Annotated in this window: 25 protein-coding genes; 6 read left to right on the top strand and 19 right to left on the bottom strand. The window is 55.2% G+C overall.

Annotated features, from left to right (window positions below; genetic code table 11):
- Positions 1-10 precede the first annotated feature (10 nt).
- The gene (locus IPN28_07830) at positions 11-601 is read right to left on the bottom strand and encodes a hypothetical protein (GenBank protein ID QQS56213.1); all 591 of its coding nucleotides are present in this window, start codon (positions 599-601) and stop codon (positions 11-13) included.
- A 74-nt stretch (positions 602-675) separates the two neighbouring features.
- Here IPN28_07830 and IPN28_07825 point away from each other — a divergent pair, with 74 nt between their 5' ends.
- Positions 676-1,119 (top strand): outer membrane protein assembly factor BamE, encoded by a 444-nt coding sequence (locus IPN28_07825; protein ID QQS56212.1) that lies wholly within the window; start codon positions 676-678, stop codon positions 1,117-1,119.
- Between the two features lie 27 nt (positions 1,120-1,146).
- Here IPN28_07825 and IPN28_07820 read toward each other — a convergent pair whose 3' ends face one another.
- From IPN28_07820 to IPN28_07765, 12 genes are all read right to left on the bottom strand, one after another.
- Positions 1,147-1,668, bottom strand: coding sequence for a flagellar basal body-associated FliL family protein (locus IPN28_07820; protein ID QQS56211.1), 522 nt, complete (start codon positions 1,666-1,668; stop codon positions 1,147-1,149).
- A gap of 88 nt (positions 1,669-1,756) precedes the next feature.
- Positions 1,757-2,242: a transcription antitermination protein NusB gene (locus IPN28_07815; protein QQS56210.1), complete on the bottom strand. Its 486-nt coding sequence runs from the start codon at positions 2,240-2,242 to the stop codon at positions 1,757-1,759.
- Positions 2,242-2,694 carry a 6,7-dimethyl-8-ribityllumazine synthase gene (gene ribH, locus IPN28_07810; GenBank protein ID QQS56209.1) on the bottom strand — a complete coding sequence of 151 codons (453 nt, stop codon included), beginning with the start codon at positions 2,692-2,694 and terminating at the stop codon, positions 2,242-2,244. The genes IPN28_07815 and ribH overlap by 1 nt, the downstream gene beginning before the upstream one ends.
- A gap of 19 nt (positions 2,695-2,713) precedes the next feature.
- Positions 2,714-3,841, bottom strand: a complete 1,128-nt coding sequence (ribB, locus tag IPN28_07805; protein ID QQS56208.1) for a 3,4-dihydroxy-2-butanone-4-phosphate synthase — start codon at positions 3,839-3,841, stop codon at positions 2,714-2,716.
- Entirely contained in the window at positions 3,838-4,434 is a 597-nt protein-coding gene (locus IPN28_07800) for a riboflavin synthase (protein QQS56207.1), read from the bottom strand. The genes ribB and IPN28_07800 overlap by 4 nt, the downstream gene beginning before the upstream one ends.
- Positions 4,435-4,444: 10 nt before the next feature.
- Positions 4,445-5,515, bottom strand: coding sequence for a bifunctional diaminohydroxyphosphoribosylaminopyrimidine deaminase/5-amino-6-(5-phosphoribosylamino)uracil reductase RibD (gene ribD / locus IPN28_07795; protein ID QQS56206.1), 1,071 nt, complete (start codon positions 5,513-5,515; stop codon positions 4,445-4,447).
- 2 nt (positions 5,516-5,517) lie between these two features.
- On the bottom strand, positions 5,518-6,006 hold the full coding sequence (nrdR, locus tag IPN28_07790; protein QQS56205.1) for a transcriptional repressor NrdR: 489 nt from the start codon (positions 6,004-6,006) through the stop codon (positions 5,518-5,520).
- 40 nt (positions 6,007-6,046) lie between these two features.
- Positions 6,047-6,421, bottom strand: a complete 375-nt coding sequence (locus IPN28_07785; GenBank protein ID QQS58568.1) for a four helix bundle protein — start codon at positions 6,419-6,421, stop codon at positions 6,047-6,049.
- A gap of 30 nt (positions 6,422-6,451) precedes the next feature.
- Positions 6,452-7,762, bottom strand: coding sequence for a serine hydroxymethyltransferase (locus IPN28_07780; GenBank protein QQS56204.1), 1,311 nt, complete (start codon positions 7,760-7,762; stop codon positions 6,452-6,454).
- 28 nt (positions 7,763-7,790) lie between these two features.
- On the bottom strand, positions 7,791-8,228 hold the full coding sequence (gene rpiB, locus IPN28_07775; GenBank protein ID QQS56203.1) for a ribose 5-phosphate isomerase B: 438 nt from the start codon (positions 8,226-8,228) through the stop codon (positions 7,791-7,793).
- 27 nt (positions 8,229-8,255) lie between these two features.
- On the bottom strand, positions 8,256-8,456 hold the full coding sequence (locus IPN28_07770) for a hypothetical protein (GenBank protein QQS56202.1): 201 nt from the start codon (positions 8,454-8,456) through the stop codon (positions 8,256-8,258).
- Positions 8,457-8,471: 15 nt separating this feature from the next.
- Entirely contained in the window at positions 8,472-8,930 is a 459-nt protein-coding gene (locus IPN28_07765) for a winged helix-turn-helix transcriptional regulator (GenBank protein QQS56201.1), read from the bottom strand.
- Positions 8,931-9,074: 144 nt separating this feature from the next.
- On the opposite strand from IPN28_07765, the gene hemB reads away from it, so the two are divergent.
- From hemB to motB, 3 genes are all read left to right on the top strand, one after another.
- Positions 9,075-10,082: a porphobilinogen synthase gene (hemB, locus tag IPN28_07760; GenBank protein ID QQS56200.1), complete on the top strand. Its 1,008-nt coding sequence runs from the start codon at positions 9,075-9,077 to the stop codon at positions 10,080-10,082.
- A 161-nt stretch (positions 10,083-10,243) separates the two neighbouring features.
- Complete coding sequence (motA, locus tag IPN28_07755) at positions 10,244-11,128, top strand: flagellar motor stator protein MotA (protein ID QQS56199.1); 885 nt, start codon at positions 10,244-10,246, stop codon at positions 11,126-11,128.
- Between the two features lie 26 nt (positions 11,129-11,154).
- Positions 11,155-12,240: a flagellar motor protein MotB gene (motB, locus tag IPN28_07750; protein QQS56198.1), complete on the top strand. Its 1,086-nt coding sequence runs from the start codon at positions 11,155-11,157 to the stop codon at positions 12,238-12,240.
- Between the two features lie 106 nt (positions 12,241-12,346).
- On the opposite strand, the gene IPN28_07745 is transcribed toward motB, so the two are convergent.
- The 3 genes from IPN28_07745 to recO are packed head-to-tail and all read right to left on the bottom strand — an operon-like array spanning position 12,347 to position 15,790.
- On the bottom strand, positions 12,347-12,748 hold the full coding sequence (locus IPN28_07745) for a hypothetical protein (protein ID QQS56197.1): 402 nt from the start codon (positions 12,746-12,748) through the stop codon (positions 12,347-12,349).
- A 9-nt stretch (positions 12,749-12,757) separates the two neighbouring features.
- Positions 12,758-14,995, bottom strand: a complete 2,238-nt coding sequence (parC, locus tag IPN28_07740) for a DNA topoisomerase IV subunit A (protein QQS56196.1) — start codon at positions 14,993-14,995, stop codon at positions 12,758-12,760.
- A gap of 30 nt (positions 14,996-15,025) precedes the next feature.
- Positions 15,026-15,790, bottom strand: coding sequence for a DNA repair protein RecO (gene recO, locus IPN28_07735; protein ID QQS56195.1), 765 nt, complete (start codon positions 15,788-15,790; stop codon positions 15,026-15,028).
- Between the two features lie 51 nt (positions 15,791-15,841).
- Here recO and IPN28_07730 point away from each other — a divergent pair, with 51 nt between their 5' ends.
- Together IPN28_07730 and IPN28_07725 are read left to right on the top strand one after the other, a co-directional pair.
- Positions 15,842-16,648: a DUF108 domain-containing protein gene (locus IPN28_07730; protein ID QQS56194.1), complete on the top strand. Its 807-nt coding sequence runs from the start codon at positions 15,842-15,844 to the stop codon at positions 16,646-16,648.
- A 12-nt stretch (positions 16,649-16,660) separates the two neighbouring features.
- Complete coding sequence (locus tag IPN28_07725) at positions 16,661-17,293, top strand: histidine phosphatase family protein (GenBank protein QQS56193.1); 633 nt, start codon at positions 16,661-16,663, stop codon at positions 17,291-17,293.
- Here IPN28_07725 and folP read toward each other — a convergent pair whose 3' ends face one another.
- From folP to IPN28_07710, 3 genes are all read right to left on the bottom strand, one after another.
- The gene (gene folP / locus IPN28_07720; GenBank protein QQS56192.1) at positions 17,294-18,130 is read right to left on the bottom strand and encodes a dihydropteroate synthase; all 837 of its coding nucleotides are present in this window, start codon (positions 18,128-18,130) and stop codon (positions 17,294-17,296) included.
- A complete protein-coding gene (gene folK, locus IPN28_07715) occupies positions 18,130-18,648 on the bottom strand; it encodes a 2-amino-4-hydroxy-6-hydroxymethyldihydropteridine diphosphokinase (protein QQS56191.1) in 519 nt (172 codons plus the stop codon). The genes folP and folK overlap by 1 nt, the downstream gene beginning before the upstream one ends.
- A gap of 70 nt (positions 18,649-18,718) precedes the next feature.
- On the bottom strand, positions 18,719-19,237 hold the full coding sequence (locus IPN28_07710) for a DUF882 domain-containing protein (protein ID QQS58567.1): 519 nt from the start codon (positions 19,235-19,237) through the stop codon (positions 18,719-18,721).
- Positions 19,238-19,288: the final 51 nt, after the last annotated feature.

The following is a 19,288-nucleotide window of genomic DNA, read 5'->3' as shown; positions in this document are numbered from 1 at the left end:
CTCTCATCCCTTACGGTTTTCGAATTTCCGACGGATTTACGTATTTTATGTTCCCCAAGGCGATCTGGTCCATATCCTGATGATTGAGCGCCCTTGCGTTATACCTCATATAAATAACCATATCTGCTATCATGGAATCCTTAGGCTTTTCAACGGTTCCGTAAAGATTTCGCTGTAACGTGTCGAAAAGAGGCTGGCCCGGCGTTGGCGGCGCAGAAGCGTTTTCGCGTTCATGCGCTTCCGTGGCCTTGTAGGCGTTCATCCGACCGTTGAAGGCCTGCATCATCACTTTCATTTTTTTGGGGATGCCGACATCGCCGACCCCGACTTCCCGTAATCCTTTTTCCATATCCTTGAAGGCGCGATCGAAAATATACTGGGAGATGTCCTTATAGCGCGGGTGGGGGCGCAGGCGGGAAAAAAGCAGATACAGATGAACCATCAGAAGGTCGAAGCGGCCGTCTACGCTGTCGGGCACACCGTAACGGGTAAAAAATTCGGCCAAACGCGCCTGTCGGATCGTGGCGAGATATAATTCCTCGCCCGCGAGTTGGTCCCTCTTATCGTATTTGGAAAATCCCTTCAGGAAAAAACCGAACATTGATTTTTACTCTAGGTTTCACTAAACAAATAGCACTATAGATTCCAAATGACTCTGTCGCAATCGGGCTGACCATGAAGCATCCATTAAAATATGTTCTGTGCCTTTTTTGTCTTTTTGCCCTTGCCGCCTGTTCCCCGGTGGTGGCCAAACGCGGAAATATGGTCGAGGATTACAAGCTGCAGGAGGTCAAGGCGGGAGTCAGCACCCGCTCCGATGTTTTGCAAATTCTGGGTTCGCCGACGACGGTGTCTACCTTTAATCCGAATGTCTGGTACTATTTAGGGCAGACGACCGAGAAGCGCGGCATTCTGGACCCGGAAATTGTGGATGAAAAAATCGTCGCGGTCGCGTTCAATGCCGAAGGCGTGGTTGAGGTCGTTCAGGATGTTGATAATACGAGAGAAGACATTCCCGTTGCGCGGGCGAAGACACCGACACATGGTAACGATCTGACACTCACACAGCAGCTTCTGGGGAATCTCGGGCGGTTTAACCCGAAAAGCGGTGCGAAGTAGTTTTTTTCATTAGCTTTTTTGGAAGAATCAGATAGGACGTTGCTGGACGACTTGTAACAGCACATCCTGTGCGACATCATCGCCCAGAACCGTATTGGTCACTTCGTTCAAACGCTGCTTGATCATGGCCACCTGTACGATCCCGCCCTTCATCGCTGCGTGCTGGTTGAGCATTCCATACATATCCTGAATATAGGCGTCCTTGAGTTTCGGGGACATGGCCTTCACTTTATCTTTGGAAGTTGGGTCCGCGACCTCGATGGCCACCACCAAGCTGACCACCTGGCTGACCCCGTCATTGTCCACGATCGGGAGGATCAGGGGATCGAGTTCGACAAACTCAGCGTGGCTTTTTTCGCCGTGACCGTCTGCGCCCTCTTCACCATGCGCGTCTTCCTTTTTGGCCTGTTCACCACCTTCTTCGTGACCTTCTCCGCCTTCGGCTGCGGCCTGGGCGGCTGCGGGCATCATGACGAAGTAGTAGTAGGCTCCGCCGCCTCCACCGCCGAGTACAAGCAAAACTATCACTAGCATCAATATCTTACGCATGGGGGCTTTACTGTTTTGTCCTTCCACCGATGAGTGTATCAGGGAAGGATTAACGGGGGCTTAGGTTTGGATAAAATGCGAGGTAATTTCAGGGCCGGAGACGTCCGGCGGCGGCGTCGAGGACGCCATTGACGAGGGAGACTTCGCCCTTCTCGTAAAAGGCGCGTGTAACCTCTAAATAGTCGTTGATAATCAAGGGCGCGTCAATCTCCGGGTGCAGAAGAATCTCCCCTATCCCACATAAAAGAACGGCTTTAAGGAGGGATTCAACCTCCTTACGGGGCTGGGACTCCTCTCTTTGCGGGAGATGACCTGCCAAAATGGCTTCGATTTCCTCCCTGCGGGCTTTTACGCCCCTGGCGATTTGAAGGAACAATTCGCGGTCCGGCGTTTCAAGCTTGCCGTCGTCGGTTTCCATGCCCGAGCGGTTATCCAGATAATCCCTCAGAACCTGCTCCAGCGGTTCGCCGTTATGGCCGGATTCATAGGTGGCTTGCACGGCCATCAGGCGGGCCGTCATTTTTTTCCGGTTTTCGGAGGGGTTCTTGTCTTTTCGACCGCCGACCAGCGCCATTACCTGACCCCCAGGGTTTTCTTGAACTCCACCATCGACAAAGCGGCTATCGCCGCCTCGCCGCCCTTATTCAGTTTCGCGGGGTCGGCGCGTTCAAGGGCTTGCGCTTCAGTGTCGCAGGTCAGGATGCCGTTGCCGATCGGCTTCTCGTATTCCAGCGCAAGGGTCGAGAGGCCGCGTGCGCTTTCTGTACAGACAATGTCATAGTGTGTCGTCTCTCCCCGCAAAACGCAGCCCAGAGCGATAAAGCCGTCAAACTGCCGGCCTACCGTTCCCCTGCCCTCCGGCCTTTGCATCCCGAGACGGATGGCGAGGGGAATTTCCAGTGCGCCGGGAACCTGAAAAACCTCATATGTCGAGCGTTTAGCGTCCAAGGCCGCCGCCGTACCCTTGAGCAGCATATCGGATATATTTTCGTAATATCTGGCTTCGACGATCATAAAATGGGGCATGGCGGCTTCTTTCTGTGTATTACGTCAATGTCCGTTGGCCGTGGATATGCAGGTCATACCCCTCCAGACCAATAACATTTTTCGGGCTGTTTGAAAGCAGTATCATGTCGCGGATGCCTAAATCGAGCAGAATTTGTGCTCCTATCCCGTAATCCCGCAGCGTTGATTCCTTTTGGCTCTTGTTTGGTATTTTTTCCTTTTGGGCCAGACGTTCGGTCAGGTTTCTGGGGTTGGGTTCGCGCAGAATGACGATAACTCCGCGCCCCTCCTGCGCGATATGCTCCATGGCCTTGTGCAGAATCGACTCACTGCCTTTCCCCAGAATATCCCCCAAAATATCCACAGCGTGCATTCTGACCCGCACGGGAGATTTTGTAGAGGCGATGTCGCCCTTGACCAGCACGATATGTTCGGCATATTCAAGCGTGTTGGCGTAGACGATCATTTTGAAATTACCGCCGAAGCGACTGTCCAGGGTGCCTTCGTGGATGCGTTTGACCAGACATTCCTTGCGGCGGCGGTGGGCGATCAGGTCGGCAATCGTGCCGATTTTCAAATTGTGCTTGCCGGAAAATGAGGCGAGATCGACGAGGCGGGCCATGGTCCCGTCATCGTTCATGATCTCACAGATGACCCCCGCCGCGGTGAAACCCGCCAGACGCGCAAGGTCCACGGCGGCTTCGGTATGTCCGGCGCGGACCAGCACGCCGCCCTCACGGGCCAGAAGCGGGAAAATATGCCCCGGCGTGGCGATATCGTTGGGGCCACTTTTGGGGTCAATCGCGGTCTGGATTGTTTTTGCACGGTCGGCGGCGGAGATTCCGGTCGTCACGCCTTCGCGGGCTTCTATTGATACCGTAAAGGCCGTGCGGTGGCGGGAATTATTGCCCCGACCCATGAGTTGGAGGCCGAGACGATCGACGATCGCCTCCTCCATCGGCAGGCAGATCAGGCCGCGGCCTTCGCGGGCCATGAAGTTGATATTTTCTGCGGTGGCCTTTGATGCGGCGATCACCAGATCGCCTTCGTTCTCGCGGTCCTCGTCATCCACAATAATCACGGGCTTGCCCTTGCGGACATCCTCCAGAATTTCCTCTATCGAGGACAAGACTGGTTTGCCTTTGGACGCTTTAAGCTCTGCGTTCATTGCCTTTGCACCTCAAGCGTACGTGCGATATAACGCGCCAGCATATCGATTTCTATGTTCAGGCGGTCGCCCTGACGCCTTTTTCCCAGGGTTGTTTTCTGCCAAGTATGCGGGATAATATTTACGCCAAAATAATCTTTCTCCACTTCATTCACCGTCAGGGAAATTCCGTCCAGAGCGACCGATCCTTTTGAAGCAATGAAAGGGGCGATATTGTCGGGCATTGCTATTTTTAATCTGTGCGATCCGCCTTCCGGCTTAATCTCTATGATGTGCGTCACTGCGTCGACATGGCCGAATACAAAATGTCCGCCGAGTTCATCGCCCATTTTTAACGAAGGCTCAAGGTTTATAAGGGTTCCTTCGGTCCACTCTTCGAGAACTGTTTTGCTAAGAGTTTCTGCCGAGACATCGACCTTAAAAGTTTCTGCCCCTTTCTCAACTATCGTCAGGCAGCAGCCGGAACAGCACACGGATGCGCCGAGCTTGATTTTTTCTAGGTCCATAGATGTTACGATTTCAAAACGCAGATCGCCCCGCGTCCGGTCCACGCGGAGAACGGTTCCTATATCCTGCACAATTCCTGTAAACATGGCGCGAACACTAGACCTTACGGCGCCAGATTTCCAGAGAATCTTCGCCGATTCGTTCGGTTTTTACGCTTAACCCCTTCGATTGACCCTGGAATTGAACGGATTCATCGGAAAAGACGGGGTCGCCGATGCCTTTAACGTGCCGGTGTGAACGGTACAGGCTCATTTCATCATAGAGTCCGGCGTTCATAAAGGCGCGGTGAATGGCAGGACCACCTTCGACCAACAGGCGGGTGATCCCCTGCTCCGCCAGCACCCTCATCGCTGCCGCGAGGTCATGCCGGGTGGACTTAAAAAGCTTTACACCTCTATCTTCAAGGCTCTTCGTTTTTCCCTGTGGATCGTCGGAATAGACCAGCCAGAGAGGGATTTTTTTTGCGCTTTTTATGAGCAGGCTCTCTTCAGACAGGCGCAGATCGCTGTCCAGAACCACGCGGACAGGCTCGTGATCCAAGGCTGGAAGCCTTGACGTCAACAGAGGATCATCGGCCAGTGCCGTGCCGATGCCGATGAGGATCGCGTCATACTTCCGGCGTTCGAGGTGAACGCGGTTGAGAGCCTGTTCTCCCGTTATCCAGCGGCCTGACTCCGGGCTAAGATGGCCTGACCGGGTGCAGGCCGCCTTCAGGACAATGAGGGGGCGGCTTTGGGTGATGTGTAAAAAGAAGCCTGCGTTCAGGGTCTTGCACTCCTGCTCCAGCAGTCCGACGCTTACTTCTATTCCGGCTTGCTTCAGTTTTTCTATGCCCTTTCCGGCGGTGCGGGGGTCGGGATCCACAGTGCCCACAAATACCTTTGCGACTTTTGCCTTTATCAGTGCGTTAGCGCATGACGGAGTCTTTCCCGTATGAGCGCAGGGTTCGAGCGTGACATAAACCGTCGCACCCTTCGCCTGTTCTCCGGCCTGTTCGAGCGCCTGCGTTTCCGCGTGAGGGCGGCCGCCGTTGGCCGTGCGGGCCTGTGCGATCACGGCTCCGTTCTTTACAATGACGCAGCCGACGGACGGGTTCGGCCAGACCCTGCCCAAACCGCGACCCGCAAGGTGAAGCGCGGCGCACATATGGCGGGTATCGGAGTCCATAATCAGGAGGCTTTCTTGCGCGGCGGCTTGGGCGACTTGTCGAGGCGTTTGAGTTCCTCAAGGAAATCGTTGAAGTCCTCCGGCTGGCGGAAATCCTTATAGACGGAGGCAAAGCGGATGTAACCTACAATGTCGAGTTCAATCAGCGCCTTCATGACCTGTTCGCCGATCGTTTCGGAGGCGACTTCGGTTTCGCCCTGGGATTCCAGATAGCGGACGATTTTATCCGCTGCCGCCTCTATGTCATGAACCTCCACGGGGCGCTTCCGCAGAGCGACCTGCATCGAGCGGATGATTTTATCGCGGTCGAAGGGTTGGCGGCGGTTTCCGGCTTTTACCACTGTCATTTCACGGAGCTGGACGCGCTCAAAAGTTGTGAAACGCTGGTTGCACTCCGGACAGGAGCGGCGTCGGCGGATAGCGGCGTTATCCTCCGAGGGACGCGAGTCCTTGACCTGCGTTTCTTCACTTCCACAAAACGGGCAGCGCATATATGAGTTACAAGTCCTTAGTTACACGTTTCAAGAGTGGTTATAATTTCTTTATCAAACTGAAAAGCATTTTGGATATTTCAATATATTCCTCCTGCCATTCCTGATGCTGTTTTTTATCAATAAACCCAAGGTCGAGGCAAAAATCTATCCAGACACCCATTTCATGGCACGACCCTTTGGCCATCACCAGAAAACGCTTAAAGTCGGCGTCTGACCCCATTTGCCTGCCATATCCCTCGGCAATGTTCGCGCAAATACTCGAAGATGCCCTCCTTATCTGAGAAGTTATTCCATAGCGCTCATGCTCAGGAAAGCCTGATGTAATCTCGTAAATATTGAGAGACGCTTCGTACGAACGCTGATAAACCTTCAAATCATGGTGGGATTGGGATGGCCGATTATAAGTCTGAATATCTTGTAACTTGCCACTTAACACTTGCAACTATTCCTTAGGGTAAATCGGGAATTTCGCGCACAAGGTTTCCACCTTCTTGCTCACAGACTTTTCCACGGACTCATTTTTCTCCGGGCCGTTCTGTTTGAGGCCGTTGAGAACTTCGATAATCATCTCGCCAACCTGCTTCCATTCCGCCTTGCCGAAGCCGCGGCTGGTTGCTGCCGGGGTACCCAGACGCACGCCGGAGGTGACCATCGGTGGTTCGGGATCATAGGGCACGGCGTTTTTGTTACAGGTCATACCGGCGTGTTCGAGAGATTTTTCGACCACGGTTCCGGTCAAGCCCTTCGGGCGCAGATCAACCAGAACAATATGGCTGTCGGTGCCGCCGGAGACGATATCTACGCCTCCCGCCTTCAGGGTTTCCGCCAGAACGCGGGCATTCTCCAGAACTGCCTTCGCGTAAAGCTTGAAATCAGGCTTGAGCGCCTCTCCGTAACACACGGCCTTGCCGGCGATGACGTGCATCAGGGGGCCGCCCTGGATACCGGGGAAGATCGCCGAGTTGATCTTTTTGAAGATTTCCAGATCGTCAGTGAGGATCATGCCGCCGCGGGGTCCGCGCAGGGTCTTATGCGTTGTGGTCGTCGTGACGTGGGCATGGTGGACGGGGCTGTCATAGACGCCGCCCGCGATCAGACCCGCGTAGTGGGCCATGTCCACGAACAGGTAGGCACCGATGGAGTCCGCGATTTTTCGGAAGCGCTTGAAATCAATCTGGCGCGGGTAGGCGGAAGCCCCCGCGATAATCATTTTGGGTTTGTGTTCCTTAGCCAAGGATTCGACTTCATCGTAATCGAGCAGCGCGTTGTCTTTTCTGACGCCGTACTGGACGGCCTTAAACCATTTGCCCGACTGGTTGGGGGCCGCGCCGTGGGTCAAGTGACCGCCGGATGCCAGCGCCATTCCGAGGATCGTGTCGCCGGGCTGGAGCAGCGCCATCATGACGCCCTGGTTTGCTTGGGAGCCGGAGTTGGGCTGGACGTTGGCGTATTTCGCGCCGAAGAGCTGCTTGGCGCGGTCGCGGGCGATGTCCTCCACGATGTCCACGAATTCGCATCCCCCGTAATAGCGTCGGCCCGGGTAGCCTTCAGCGTATTTGTTGGTCAGGACCGATCCCTGCGCCTGAAGCACGGCGCGGGAGACGATGTTTTCGGAGGCGATCAGTTCGATCTGATTCTGCTGGCGCTTGAGTTCAAGCTGGATGGCGTCGAAGACCGCGCTATCCGCCGTTTCCAGATCCTCGGTAAAAAATCCGCTGAAATCGCCTGAAGTTTTGACTGCCGCTTTTGCCATTGGGGTGGGTTCCTTTCGATCCGGTTACTCAACACATTTGCGATAATTTTTTGACGCGCTTGTCGTGGCGTCCTCCTTCATAGGACGTTTTGATGAAGGTTTCAACAATATCGAAGGCGGTTTGCTGGCCCGTCAGTCGTTCGCCGAGAGCCAGAATATTCGCATCGTTATGCTGGCGCGACAGGCGCGCCATTGTGGTGTCCGTGCACAGGGCTGCGCGGATCTGGGGAAAGCGGTTGGCGGCAATAGATACGCCCACGCCGGAGCCGCAGATGACGATGCCTTTCTCCGCTCTGCCCTCAATCACGGTTTTGGCCACGGCTGCCGCAAAGTCGGGATAATCGACGGAGTCCGTCGAATCCGTGCCCAGATCGACCCATTCGTAATCGTTTGAAAATTTGTCCCTGATGGCTTGCTTGAGGTGATAGCCCGCGTGGTCGGAGCCTATAGCGATCTTGGTTTTCATGCCCCATATATAGGGGGGCTAGCGCCCTCAAATCAATCCTTTCTTTTGCAGGACGTATTCGAGGCGCTTGAGGGCGTTGCGCTTGAGGATTTCCTGCCCCGCACTGGCCGGCCCCTGAACGGAGATTTCGGTGAGGCTTTGCGTGTCCATCGCTGTGACTTTCACGACAGACCCCACGGGGCGGAATTCAAAGATAATCTCCCGCCCGTGCAGCCGTTCTTTGGTCATATTATCTGGATTAAATTAAAGGCCGCCGGAAAAGTTGCTCTGGTGCGCCCAGAAGCGTTCGAGCATCTTGAGGGTCTTATTGAGGTCGGCCAGATTGTTCGTTTTGATATCCGTTCCCTCCAGAGCCGTTTCATGGCGTTTGAACATATCGGAAATTATATTGTGCAATTCCACGCCTTTATCCGGCAGGCGGACACGGATGGACCTTTTGTCATGCACGGAGCGTTCCTGAACGAGATAGCCGTTTTCGACCATCTTCTTGACGTTATAGGAGACGTTGGAGCCGAGATAGTAGCCGCGGATCGTCAGTTCGCCCACGGTCATCTCTTCCTTGCCGACGTTGTAGAGAATCATGGCCTGCACGTTATTAATATCCTGTATGCCGCGCTTGTCGAGTTCGACTTTCAGCACGTCGAGAAAATGACGGTGCAGGCGCTCGATCAACTGAATGGCTTCGTAATAGGGTGTCGTCACGGTGAATCTCGCTCTTGTTACGTTTTGCCCCGGTGTGGCGTGAATGTTGTCGGCATTAATCTTAAAGTGCGCCGATGATAATAACAATTGATCAAACCACAAAGATAATTTTTAATGGTTTTGGCTTAAAAAAATGTAAAAGACATGACAAATATCTCTGATATCTCAGCCTTTCCAGCCCTCAGGATGCGCCGTATGCGCTCCTCTCCCTGGGTCCGCGACCTCGCGCAGGAGCATAGAATTTCCGTAAAAAACCTGATCTGGCCCTTATTTGTCATAGAAGGGAAAGGACAGCGCGAGGCTGTGGCGTCGATGCCCGGGGTCGAGCGGATGAGCGTCGATCTGGCGGTTGAGGCCGTGAAGGGCGCTTACGATCTGGGAATTCCTGCTGTCGCGCTTTTTCCTATCACCCCTGCGGATAAAAAGACCGCTGACGGGCGGGAGGCGTGTCACTCCGCCAACCTGATTTGCCGGACCGTTTATGCGATCAAGAAAGACGTTCCCGGAATCGGCGTCATTACCGATGTCGCGCTGGACCCCTACACCACCCACGGACATGACGGGCTGCTTCAGGATGGGGTGATTCTCAACGATGAAACTGTCGAGGTTCTCTGTCGGCAGGCGGTCGTGCAGGCGCAAGCCGGAGCGGATATCATCGCACCCTCGGATATGATGGACGGGCGGGTCGGCGCGATTCGGAAGGCTCTGGATCACGGCGGCTACACGGACAGGATCATTCTCTCGTATGCAGCCAAATATGCCTCCGCCTTTTACGGGCCGTTCCGGGATGCCGTGCAGTCCTCCGGCTGCCTGACGGGAGACAAGAAGACCTATCAGATGAATCCGGCGAACAGCGACGAAGCCCTGCGTGAGGTGGCGCTCGATCTGGCCGAAGGGGCGGACATGGTGATGGTCAAGCCCGGCCTGCCTTATCTGGACATTATCCGCAACGTCAAGCAGGCTTTTCATGTTCCAACCTTCGCCTATCAGGTCAGCGGGGAGTACGCGATGCTGCAAGCTGCGGCTGAAAACGGCTGGCTGAATTACGATGCCGCCCTTATGGAAACGCTTATTTCCTTCAAGCGGGCGGGGGCGGACGGAATTCTGACCTATGCTGCGCTTGATGCGGCCCGACTGATCGCCTCAAAATAACCTGCCTAAAACTTTGCTCCCCGGCCTGCGCTCTCTTGCATCCGCAGACAAAAATTCAGACACTATAGGAGCTTTCCTTATCGGTTGAGGATTCTCATCCGGTTTCTTGCTGCGTATGACTGCGTCTTCCCCGTCAGCAACCGATCTCGTCAATTTCAGCCATGAAACTCGTCGGCCTTATTCTCGTTCTGCTCTCAACCTTCGGCGGGCTTGTTCTGACCGCCGGGTTCGAGAAGGCCATGCATCTTCTCACGGGCGCGATTCTTCCTGCCGCTCCCGGCGAGATCGTTATCATCATGGGCTGCGCCTTCAGCGCCTTTCTGGTGGCGAACTCCATGGATGTCATCAAAGGCGCCGGGCGGTATATGGGCGCCCTCACCAAGCCTAATGCTTACAGCAAGGAGGACTATACCGAGTTGCTGTGTATGATGTTCGCGGTTTTCAAGCTGGCGCGTTCGAAGGGATGGCTGGCTATCGAACAGCATATCGAAAAGCCGGAGGAGAGCGACCTTTTCAAGAATTTTCCCACTTTCCAGCATAATCATCATGCCGTGACTTTTTTATGCGATTATCTTCGGATCATTTCGCTGGGGAACGAGAACCCCTTTCAGCTTGAAGCCCTGATGGATGCGGAGATCGAGGTCATCTCCCATCATGAGGCGCATCCCGGCCATGCCGTGCAGGCGATGGCGGACGGGATTCCGGCGCTCGGGATCGTTGCCGCCGTTCTCGGGGTTATCAAAACGATGGCCTCGATTTCCGAGCCGCCGGAGGTTCTGGGTAAGCTGATCGGCGGCGCCCTTGTCGGGACGTTCCTCGGGGTCTGGCTGTCCTATGCGTTCGTTGCGCCGATTGCTTCGGCCATGACCGCCAAGGCCGAGACGGAAGTGACCTATTACAAATGTTTAAAGACGGGAATCATCGCGTTTCTGAACGGGGCAGCGCCGCAAGTGGCGGTGGAATTTCCGCGCAAGCTTCTGCCGCATGACGTGCAGCCGACCTTTGCGGAGCTTGAGGCGAAGCTGAATGAAACGCCGACGGGCTGATTGTTGTAATTCTGGAGGATTGTGCCGTGGCTGACCCGGCGAAAGATAAAGCCCAGCCCATCGTCATCAAGAAGATCGTCAAGGGCGGCGGACATCACGGCGGCGCGTGGAAAGTGGCCTATGCCGACTTCGTGACGGCGATGATGGCGTTCTTTCTGCTGCTCTGGCTTTTGAACGTTGCTACGGATGAGCAGAAGAATGCGATTTCCAACTATTTCGACCCGACGCACCCGGCCGTCTCCAAAGATACGAGCGGCGCGGGCGGGGTCATGGGCGGGCTGACCATGTCGCCGCAGGGGGCGATGGCCTCGAACCAAAATCCCCTCACCCCCCAGCAAGTCAACCAGCAGAAGCTGCGCGGGACGGATAGCACATCGAAAATTACGGGCAAATCCGCCAAGGCGAAAGCCCGCGAGGCGGAAGAGAGCAAACGCTTCAAGGAGGCCGAGCAGAAGCTCAAGCAGGCGATTCAGAAAAGTCCGGAGCTGGCGAAGCTGGCAAAGAATTTGATGATCGACATGACGCCGGAGGGCTTGCGAATCCAGATCGTCGATCAGGAGGGGGAGCCTATGTTTCCTTCCGGCTCTGCGCGGATGTTTCCGAAGATGGAGGCGTTGCTCAAGCAGATCACCGAGATCGTTCTGGATATGCCCAACGAGGTTTCGATCCGCGGGCATACGGACAGTGTGAAGTACGCGCCGGGGGCGACGTACACGAACTGGGAGCTTTCGTCGGAGCGGGCTAATGCCTGCCGCCGCGTGATGCTGGATTCCAAGCTTCCGGCGGACCGGCTGAACAATGTCATGGGCAAGGCGGATACCGAACCGCTGATCGCTGACGACCCAAGCGACCCGCGCAATCGGCGGATCAGCATTATTCTGCTCAAAGAAGAACTGACGAATCCGCTGCCGCCCGAGGAAGAAGAAACCGCCGTTGAGGGCGAAGGGACTGGTGAAGCAGGCGAAGAGGGCGTGGCCGGAGAAGACGGGCTTGAGGGTGAAGGAGAATCTGAAGGCGGGGCCGATGTGGGCGAGGGCAGCGATTCCCCCTCCCCGCCCAAGCGGCCCATCGGGACGTTCCGCAAGACGCCGGGACAGGTGGAGTTTCCTTAGGGTTTATAAAACACAACGGGCACAACGCTCACAACAATTTCGGTGCTCATTATGGATCCCCGCGTTCGCGGGGATGCTTAGAAAGTCAGTGGAGTATGTCTGACAATCAATAAAGCTTTATTTCCAAAACAAGGTTAGTAATTTGGTGCGGAATGTTTTGCTTATTCAAAGCATTTGACAGTTCGTCAATGTTTTGGCTTAAAGAAAATTGTTTCCAGTGTCTGTGTTTGGCGGGTGATGTATCCCACCTAAATATTCTTGGAATAACTATATGTGCCAAATCGTCATAAGAGAAAGGTTGTCCCCAAACCCCTCCGTCTTTAATGTATGTATCGCCAATGTCTTCGATGGCAGGTAGTTCCCTACGCCAGTAAATTAAATCATCATTGAGCATTGAAAAAGTTGTCCATGTGCACCAGTTTTTAGGTTGCTGCGGATGGTCTGATCCGCTCGCCTTGAGCACTTGCGAACAGGTAAAAAAGAATTTTCTCCACTGTTCGTGATTCAAGGTTTTTTCCTAATCAAACCTGTTCGTCTTCGGGAAGCCGTTCGGGGGGACGCGGCCGGCGGAGGCGCGGGGGCCGACCCAGGGGTTGAGGTCGCCGACGAGGGTTTCGCCCGCGCCGTATTTGAAGGTCAGACCCTTTACCCAGTTGAAGGTTTTGGCGTCTGAAAGGCCGCCATCCTTGAATTTCTGGAGGCGGACGCCCTTGCCGCGGCTCATGACCGGAAGTTCGCCGATTTCGAAGACCAGCATCTTGCGGTTTTTGCCGATGACGGCGATGTGGTCGTCGCCTTCCTCCATGTATCGGCAGACCGAAGCTTCGCTGGTGCCGGAGACGTTCAGGATCTGCTTGCCGCTCTTGGTCTGGGCCAGAACATCGTCCGAGGGGACGAGGAAGCCGCGCCCCTCCGTCGAGGCGACGAGGATTTTCTGGCCGGGGCGGAAGACGAGGATGCCCGTGATCTCGGCATCGTTGGGGATATCGACCATCAGGCGAACGGGTTCGCCGAAGCCGCGTGCGGAGGGGAGTTTATCGCAGCCGAGCGTATAAAAGCGGCCGTTGGTGGCGAAGACCAGAATCTTATCGGTGGTCTGCGCCTCGATCGTAAAGCGGCTCCGGTCGCCATCCTTATATTTGAGGTCTTTCAAGTCGTGGCCATGGCCCTTCATGCCCCGGATCCAGCCCTTATCTGAGCAGATGACCGTCACGGGTTCCTTTTCAATCATGGCCTCGTTGAGGTCCACGGTTATGGGCGCGGGGGGCTTGCCGATTTTGGTGCGGCGCTTGCCGAGCGCGGTGTCCTGACCGAACCTTTTTTTCAGGTCGCCGATCTGTTTTTTAATGTGGGTCCATTGCCGCGCTTCGGAGCCGATGAGTTTCTGGAGGCGGTCGCGTTCCTTTTCTTTTTCTTCAAGCTCCTGCTTGATTTCTATTTCCGAGAGCTTATTCAGGCGGCGCAAACGCATATTGAGGATTTCCTCGGCCTGCAACTCCGTCAGGGTGAAGGTTTTGATCAGCTTGTCCTTCGGGTGGTCGTCGAAGCGGATGATCTTGATGACCTTATCGATGTTCAGATAGATCAGCATAAAGCCCTTGAGGACTTCTATGCGCTCCAACAGTTTGTCGAGCTGGAACTGGGAGCGGCGGACGAGGACGTCCTGCTGGTGGTCCAGCCAGTTTTGCAGGGCTTCCTTCAGGTTCATGACCTTGGGAACCTTGCCGTTTTCAAGCACGTTGAGATTCAGGTTAAAGCGCGTTTCCAGATCGCAGGCGCGGAAGAGCGCCTCCATCAGCAATTCGGGTTCGACGCTGCGGTTTTTGGGTACGAGGACGAGGCGGACATCCTCCGCGCTTTCGTCGCGGACGTCGTCGAGCATTGGAATTTTCTTTGTGTGGATGAGGTCCGCAATACGCTCGACCAGCTTAGATTTTTCTACGAGGAAGGGGATTTCGGTGACGACGATCTGGTAAGAGCCGCCCTTTAATTCCTCCTTGCACCATTTGGCGCGGATGCGGAAGGCACCCCGGCCCGTTTCATAAGCCTTGATAATTTCGGCGCGGCCCTCGACTAATATTCCCCCCGTGGGGAAGTCCGGTCCCTTAACGATTTTGACTAGTTCCGCGACGCTGGGGTCACTTTCCAGCATCAGTTCCATGGCCTCGCAGAGTTCAGCGACGTTGTGCGGGGGGATGTTGGTCGCCATTCCGACCGCGATGCCCGTGGAGCCGTTGGCGAGGAGATTGGGGAACGCGGCGGGGAGAACGATTGGTTCTTCATTCGAGCCGTCATAAGTCGGACGGAAATCAACGGCATTTTCTTCTATGCCCTCTAGCAGCAACAAGGCCACCTCGGTCAAACGTGCTTCGGTATAACGCATTGCCGCCGCGCCATCGCCATCAATACTACCAAAATTTCCCTGCCCGTCCACGAGGGGGTAACGCTGGGCAAAATCCTGCGCCACACGGACCATCGTGTCGTAAATTGCGGTGTCGCCGTGCGGGTGAAACTTACCCATCACATCCCCCACGACACGGGCCGACTTCACATGCTTTTGGTCTGGACGAAGCCGAAGCAAATGCATTGCATACAGAATCCGGCGGTGAACAGGCTTCAGGCCGTCGCGCACATCGGGCAGCGAACGGCTGACGATCGTGGACAGCGCATAGGACAGATACCGCTCGGAGAGGATATCGCCGAAGGGCTGGTCGATGATTTCGGCTGCGGGGGCGGTGTTTTTGTTCTTGGCCATAATGCGGGTTCAGGTTTTACACGTACACCCCTACCCCGTTTCCTGCAGGGAGGGCAAGTGCTCTGTTTTCTCAAAACGCTCGGCAAAACGCAAGTGCAACCTTCGCCGCGCTTCGGGAATTCCCTGATTGTGGTGGGCGAAGGCCCAGTGTTCGAGGAAATATCCCGTGAGGATTAGCCCCGTGAGAATATCTTCGCCCTCTGCCGGTCCGCCGTTGGGTTTGAGAAAGGCCGGGAGGTTTAAAAGCCTTGATTTATAAGGCTCTCCGGCGATATAGCTGACGGCCCGGCCCGTTTTGGGGCTGACGTAGGCCAGAGTGCGCTGATCTCCGCCTGCCGCGCAACGCGAGAGATCGAGGGAGAAGCCGAGTTCTTTCAGCAGCGCAATTTCCCATATTATATAGGCCGCCCCCCAGATGTCTTCCTTGAACGTTTCCAGAAGGGCGGCGAAGCCGCGGTAGAGCCCCGGATGCCCTTCCCGTTCCGGCAAGGCCTGATCGCAGAGGGCGCAGGCGGATTGGAGCGCGGCAAGTTTGAGCGGGTCGCTCAGGAATGTTGCGGCGGCGTTGCGTTTGAGTTCGAGCTTGAGCGTCCCCAGATTTTCTTCAACCCGCGCCTGCCAGTTTGCATCGACGATATTGCCGATTTCGAAGGAGCCACGATTACGGCTGGAGAAAGCGCCGTTCAGAAAGCCCGCTCGGCGGCCATAATTTTCGGTCAGCAAGGAAATCACCGCCCCGTTTTCTCCGTGACGCCGCGCCGCCAGCACTATTCCTTGATCTTGCCACTGTTCCATGGTTATAGAGTATCCTGATTTTTCGTGCAAAAGGCCAGAGGGAACCCGTTCATGCTCCAAACCGATCAAAAAGCCCCTCTGAAAGTCGGGGTCGCCGGGGTTGGGGCAATCGGGCGGGCGGTTTGTTTAGCCTTGAGCGAGGCTCCGGGTATTGACGGGCTTATCCTGCATATGATCTCTGATCAGAAAACCCGACCGGAGTTTGATATTCCGCAGGTGAATTTTGCTGCTCTGGCTCACGATTGCGATTTCATCGTTGAGTGTCTTCCCGCTCCGGCAGTTCCTGCGCTCGCTGCGGAGGTTTTCAAGAACGGGCGGGACATGGTCGTCATCAGCAGTGCGGCGCTTCTGCTCTTTCCTGAGATTTTGGAAACTCAGAAAAACTCGGGTAGCCGGATCATCGTCCCCTCCGGGGCGCTGGCGGGGCTGGACGGGGTCAAGGCGATGCGGGAAATGGGGATCGAAAGCTCGAAAATTGCCTCCAGCAAGCCGCCGAAGGGATTTGAGGGTGCGCCTTACGTTGTCGATAAAAAAATCGATCTGAGTTCCATAAAAACCAAGACCCTTATTTTTTCTGGAAATGCTCTGGAAGCCTCAAGAGCTTTTCCGGCCAACGTGAATGTCGCGGCAACCTTAAGTCTTGCCGGGATCGGGCCCGAGAAAACGCAGGTCGAAGTCTGGGCCGATCCGGCGGCGGTCAGCAATACGCACGAGATCACCGTGAAGACACGCTACAGCACGCTGGCCTCGCGGATCGAGAATATGCCCGATCCGGCGAATCCCAAAAGTTCGGTTCTGGCCGCGCGCAGCATCATCGCCGCCTTGCGCGACCTCCAGCAATCTGTTGTTATCGGGTGAGGAGATTTATTCATGCTGCCTAGCAAACCGTTTTACATGATCCGCCACGGGGAAACCGAAGCGAACGCGCAGCGGATCATGGCGGGGCGGCTGGACTCCCCACTGAATGAAACCGGAAAGGCGCAAGCGCGGGCCGTTCATGATGTGCTCGTGTCTTTAACGATTAAACCGCGCACAATCGTCCACAGTCATCTGTCTCGGGCGCGGGATACGGCAAACATCCTGAATGAGGTGCTGAGCGCCCCGATCCATGAAGACGCAGGCCTTGCGGAGTTGGACGCCGGGGATTGGGAGGGGCAGCCCTATGAGGTTTGCAGTCCGCTGCTTCAGGGATGGCAAGACCCGCCGAACGGTGAGACGTTCACGGCTTTTGCCGAACGACTGAAAAAGGCCAAGAGCCATGCTTTAAACACGCATGACGGGCCTGTGCTGATCGTCAGCCACGGCGGGGTCTTCCGCGGGTTGGGGATGATTTATGGACTTGAAGTGCCCGGCGTGTTTAAAAATTGTCAGCTACACGAATTCATTCCCGATCCTAAAAATATGGTGTTTCCCTGGGCGGTATGGAGCTATACGAGTTTTGCCAGCGGGACGGTACGCGAGCAAACGGATATTTTCCATCAAGCCTTGAGAAAAAGCGCCTGATCAGGCTTGCTCTATCGCCTGATAAATTTTCAGCGCCTGCGCCGTTTCCCTTACATCATGGACGCGGAAGAAGCTTACGCCCTTGTTCCAGCCCCAAAGAACTGAGGCAAGGGAGCCGCCGAGACGTTCATCCGGCGTGGACTGATCGGCTGAAATTTTTTCGATAAAACTTTTGCGGGAGGTTCCGAGCAGGACGGGAAAACCCGTTGCCACAAAACGATCAAGGTTTTTAAGTAGCGCAAGGTTATGCGCGGGCGTCTTGCCAAAGCCGATGCCGGGGTCGATGATAATATTTTCCCGTTTTATTCCGGCTGTTAGACAAGCTGTTGTCCGTTCGAGCAGATACTCTAGCACCTCGTCAACAATGCTTTCATATTTCGGGGCGTTTTGCATCTCCTGCGGATTTCCGCGCATATGCATCAGGCAGACGGGGACATCGAACGATGTGGCGATGGAAAGACTTTGGGGATCGTGCGTCAGGGCCGTGACATCGTTGATCATTCCCGCGCCCGCTTCCAGAGCGGTCTTCATCACAGCGGCGTTGCGCGTATCTATGGAGATCAAAGGGACTTTGTCTTTCAGCGCCTGAATGACCGGAAGGACTCGTTCGGCCTCCTCTTGGGGCGATACCGTCTTCGCGCCGGGGCGGGTGGATTCCCCTCCGATATCAATAATCTCCGCGCCCTCCTCTGCCATTCTTAAGGCTTGCTGCACCGCGCTGTGCTGGTTGGTGTAGCGGCCGCCGTCGGAGAAACTGTCCGGGGTGACATTCAGAATGCCCATGAAGACCGGGCTGTCCTTCATTTTTTTCCTCAGGCGCACAAACGGATTGGACATTATTTAACGACTTTCAGCGGCACAGAGAGTTTTTCGCCTTTGCGGATTTCCTGCTCCGGCGGCAGTGAAGCCAGCATTTCCTCCAAGGACGTTTCCAAAGCCGGGTGAATCCAGTCCGGGGCAATTTCGTGCAAGGGGTAGAGTACAAAGGCGCGCTCATGCATCCGTGGGTGGGGAAGGATGGGCGCGTCCATTATAATCAATCGGTCATAGGCGAGCAGATCGAGATCGAGAACGCGGGGAGCGTTGCGTTCTTTTTCCAGTCTTCCGAAATTTTTTTCGATTGCTTTGAGTTCCTTCAGAAGGTTTGAGGGCGGAATTTGCGTTTCTATAACACAGACCGCGTTGGCGTACCATGGCTGATCGGAAACCGGAATCGGCGCGGAGTGCCAGATGGATGAAACTTCCAGAATTTCAATCCCCTCAATGTCGCCTATAGCATTAACTGCCGCTTGAAGCGTTTTTTCGGGCGGGCCGAATTCGCTCGGTATGTTGGCGCCGAGGCCGATGATAATCATGCTTGTAACCTGCTTCATTACGAAAAAGGGGCCAAAACGGCCCCGACTGCGTATCATATTTCAAAAAAAGTTACCAGCTTCGCACCTTGCCGGTGTCCACATGGACGAAGTTGCTGCGCGGGTAGTAACCGACGCCGCCCGCCTTCAGCGCCAGCGCCGTATTCCTGATCATCTTCGTGTTCTGGCCGGGGATACGGATATCAATCGCCTGACCGTACATATGGAATGAATTCCTTGCAACGCCCGAGCTTCCATGACGGAGCATGGCATTGGTTTTCGGACTGCGATAGCCGGAGAGAATTTGATAAGGTTCGTTGGCCTCCATACGCCCGTAAAGAAGTGAAAGGATATCAATCACCCGTGGGTCCATCGGAAAAACCTCGGTCGTGCGGAAATCACGCAGGACGTAATTCATGCGCTCAAACGCCTCGGGAAGGTACCTGTCCCCCACGCGGTAGACGCCGGAAAAGGTCTCACCCGTATGGGCATGACGAAAGGCAATTTTCCAGGATTTGAAGTTTCCTTTTGCAAAGGCCTTCTGCACAGGAAAAAGCGGAAGAACCGACGCCAGCAAGGTGCCTAAGCCCATTTTGAGAAGACCGCGGCGGTCTATATCGAGCTTTTGCCCGGAGGCTTGCGT

It is taken from the genome of Alphaproteobacteria bacterium (assembly GCA_016699735.1).
Lineage (GTDB): Bacteria > Pseudomonadota > Alphaproteobacteria > Micavibrionales > Micavibrionaceae > JAGNKE01.
This window is presented reverse-complemented; position numbering and strand designations above follow the sequence as displayed.

What these genes read in the sequence shown, in the direction of transcription:
- IPN28_07725 (QQS56193.1), top strand. Translation starts at nt 16,661, where the DNA reads ATGCTGCCTAGCAAACCGTTTTACATGATCCGCCACGGGGAAACCGAA.
- IPN28_07815 (QQS56210.1), bottom strand. Translation starts at nt 2,242, where the DNA reads ATGGCGCTGGTCGGCGGTCGAAAAGACAAGAACCCCTCCGAAAACCGG.
- IPN28_07800 (QQS56207.1), bottom strand. Translation starts at nt 4,434, where the DNA reads ATGTTTACAGGAATTGTGCAGGATATAGGAACCGTTCTCCGCGTGGAC.
- IPN28_07825 (QQS56212.1), top strand. Translation starts at nt 676, where the DNA reads ATGAAGCATCCATTAAAATATGTTCTGTGCCTTTTTTGTCTTTTTGCC.
- nrdR (QQS56205.1), bottom strand. Translation starts at nt 6,006, where the DNA reads ATGCGCTGCCCGTTTTGTGGAAGTGAAGAAACGCAGGTCAAGGACTCG.
- IPN28_07730 (QQS56194.1), top strand. Translation starts at nt 15,842, where the DNA reads ATGCTCCAAACCGATCAAAAAGCCCCTCTGAAAGTCGGGGTCGCCGGG.
- rpiB (QQS56203.1), bottom strand. Translation starts at nt 8,228, where the DNA reads ATGAAAACCAAGATCGCTATAGGCTCCGACCACGCGGGCTATCACCTC.
- ribD (QQS56206.1), bottom strand. Translation starts at nt 5,515, where the DNA reads ATGGACTCCGATACCCGCCATATGTGCGCCGCGCTTCACCTTGCGGGT.
- IPN28_07770 (QQS56202.1), bottom strand. Translation starts at nt 8,456, where the DNA reads ATGACCAAAGAACGGCTGCACGGGCGGGAGATTATCTTTGAATTCCGC.
- IPN28_07830 (QQS56213.1), bottom strand. Translation starts at nt 601, where the DNA reads ATGTTCGGTTTTTTCCTGAAGGGATTTTCCAAATACGATAAGAGGGAC.
- IPN28_07710 (QQS58567.1), bottom strand. Translation starts at nt 19,237, where the DNA reads ATGGGCTTAGGCACCTTGCTGGCGTCGGTTCTTCCGCTTTTTCCTGTG.
- ribB (QQS56208.1), bottom strand. Translation starts at nt 3,841, where the DNA reads ATGAACGCAGAGCTTAAAGCGTCCAAAGGCAAACCAGTCTTGTCCTCG.
- motA (QQS56199.1), top strand. Translation starts at nt 10,244, where the DNA reads ATGAAACTCGTCGGCCTTATTCTCGTTCTGCTCTCAACCTTCGGCGGG.
- parC (QQS56196.1), bottom strand. Translation starts at nt 14,995, where the DNA reads ATGGCCAAGAACAAAAACACCGCCCCCGCAGCCGAAATCATCGACCAG.
- recO (QQS56195.1), bottom strand. Translation starts at nt 15,790, where the DNA reads ATGGAACAGTGGCAAGATCAAGGAATAGTGCTGGCGGCGCGGCGTCAC.
- folP (QQS56192.1), bottom strand. Translation starts at nt 18,130, where the DNA reads ATGTCCAATCCGTTTGTGCGCCTGAGGAAAAAAATGAAGGACAGCCCG.
- IPN28_07780 (QQS56204.1), bottom strand. Translation starts at nt 7,762, where the DNA reads ATGGCAAAAGCGGCAGTCAAAACTTCAGGCGATTTCAGCGGATTTTTT.
- IPN28_07820 (QQS56211.1), bottom strand. Translation starts at nt 1,668, where the DNA reads ATGCGTAAGATATTGATGCTAGTGATAGTTTTGCTTGTACTCGGCGGT.
- hemB (QQS56200.1), top strand. Translation starts at nt 9,075, where the DNA reads ATGACAAATATCTCTGATATCTCAGCCTTTCCAGCCCTCAGGATGCGC.
- folK (QQS56191.1), bottom strand. Translation starts at nt 18,648, where the DNA reads ATGATTATCATCGGCCTCGGCGCCAACATACCGAGCGAATTCGGCCCG.
- ribH (QQS56209.1), bottom strand. Translation starts at nt 2,694, where the DNA reads ATGCCCCATTTTATGATCGTCGAAGCCAGATATTACGAAAATATATCC.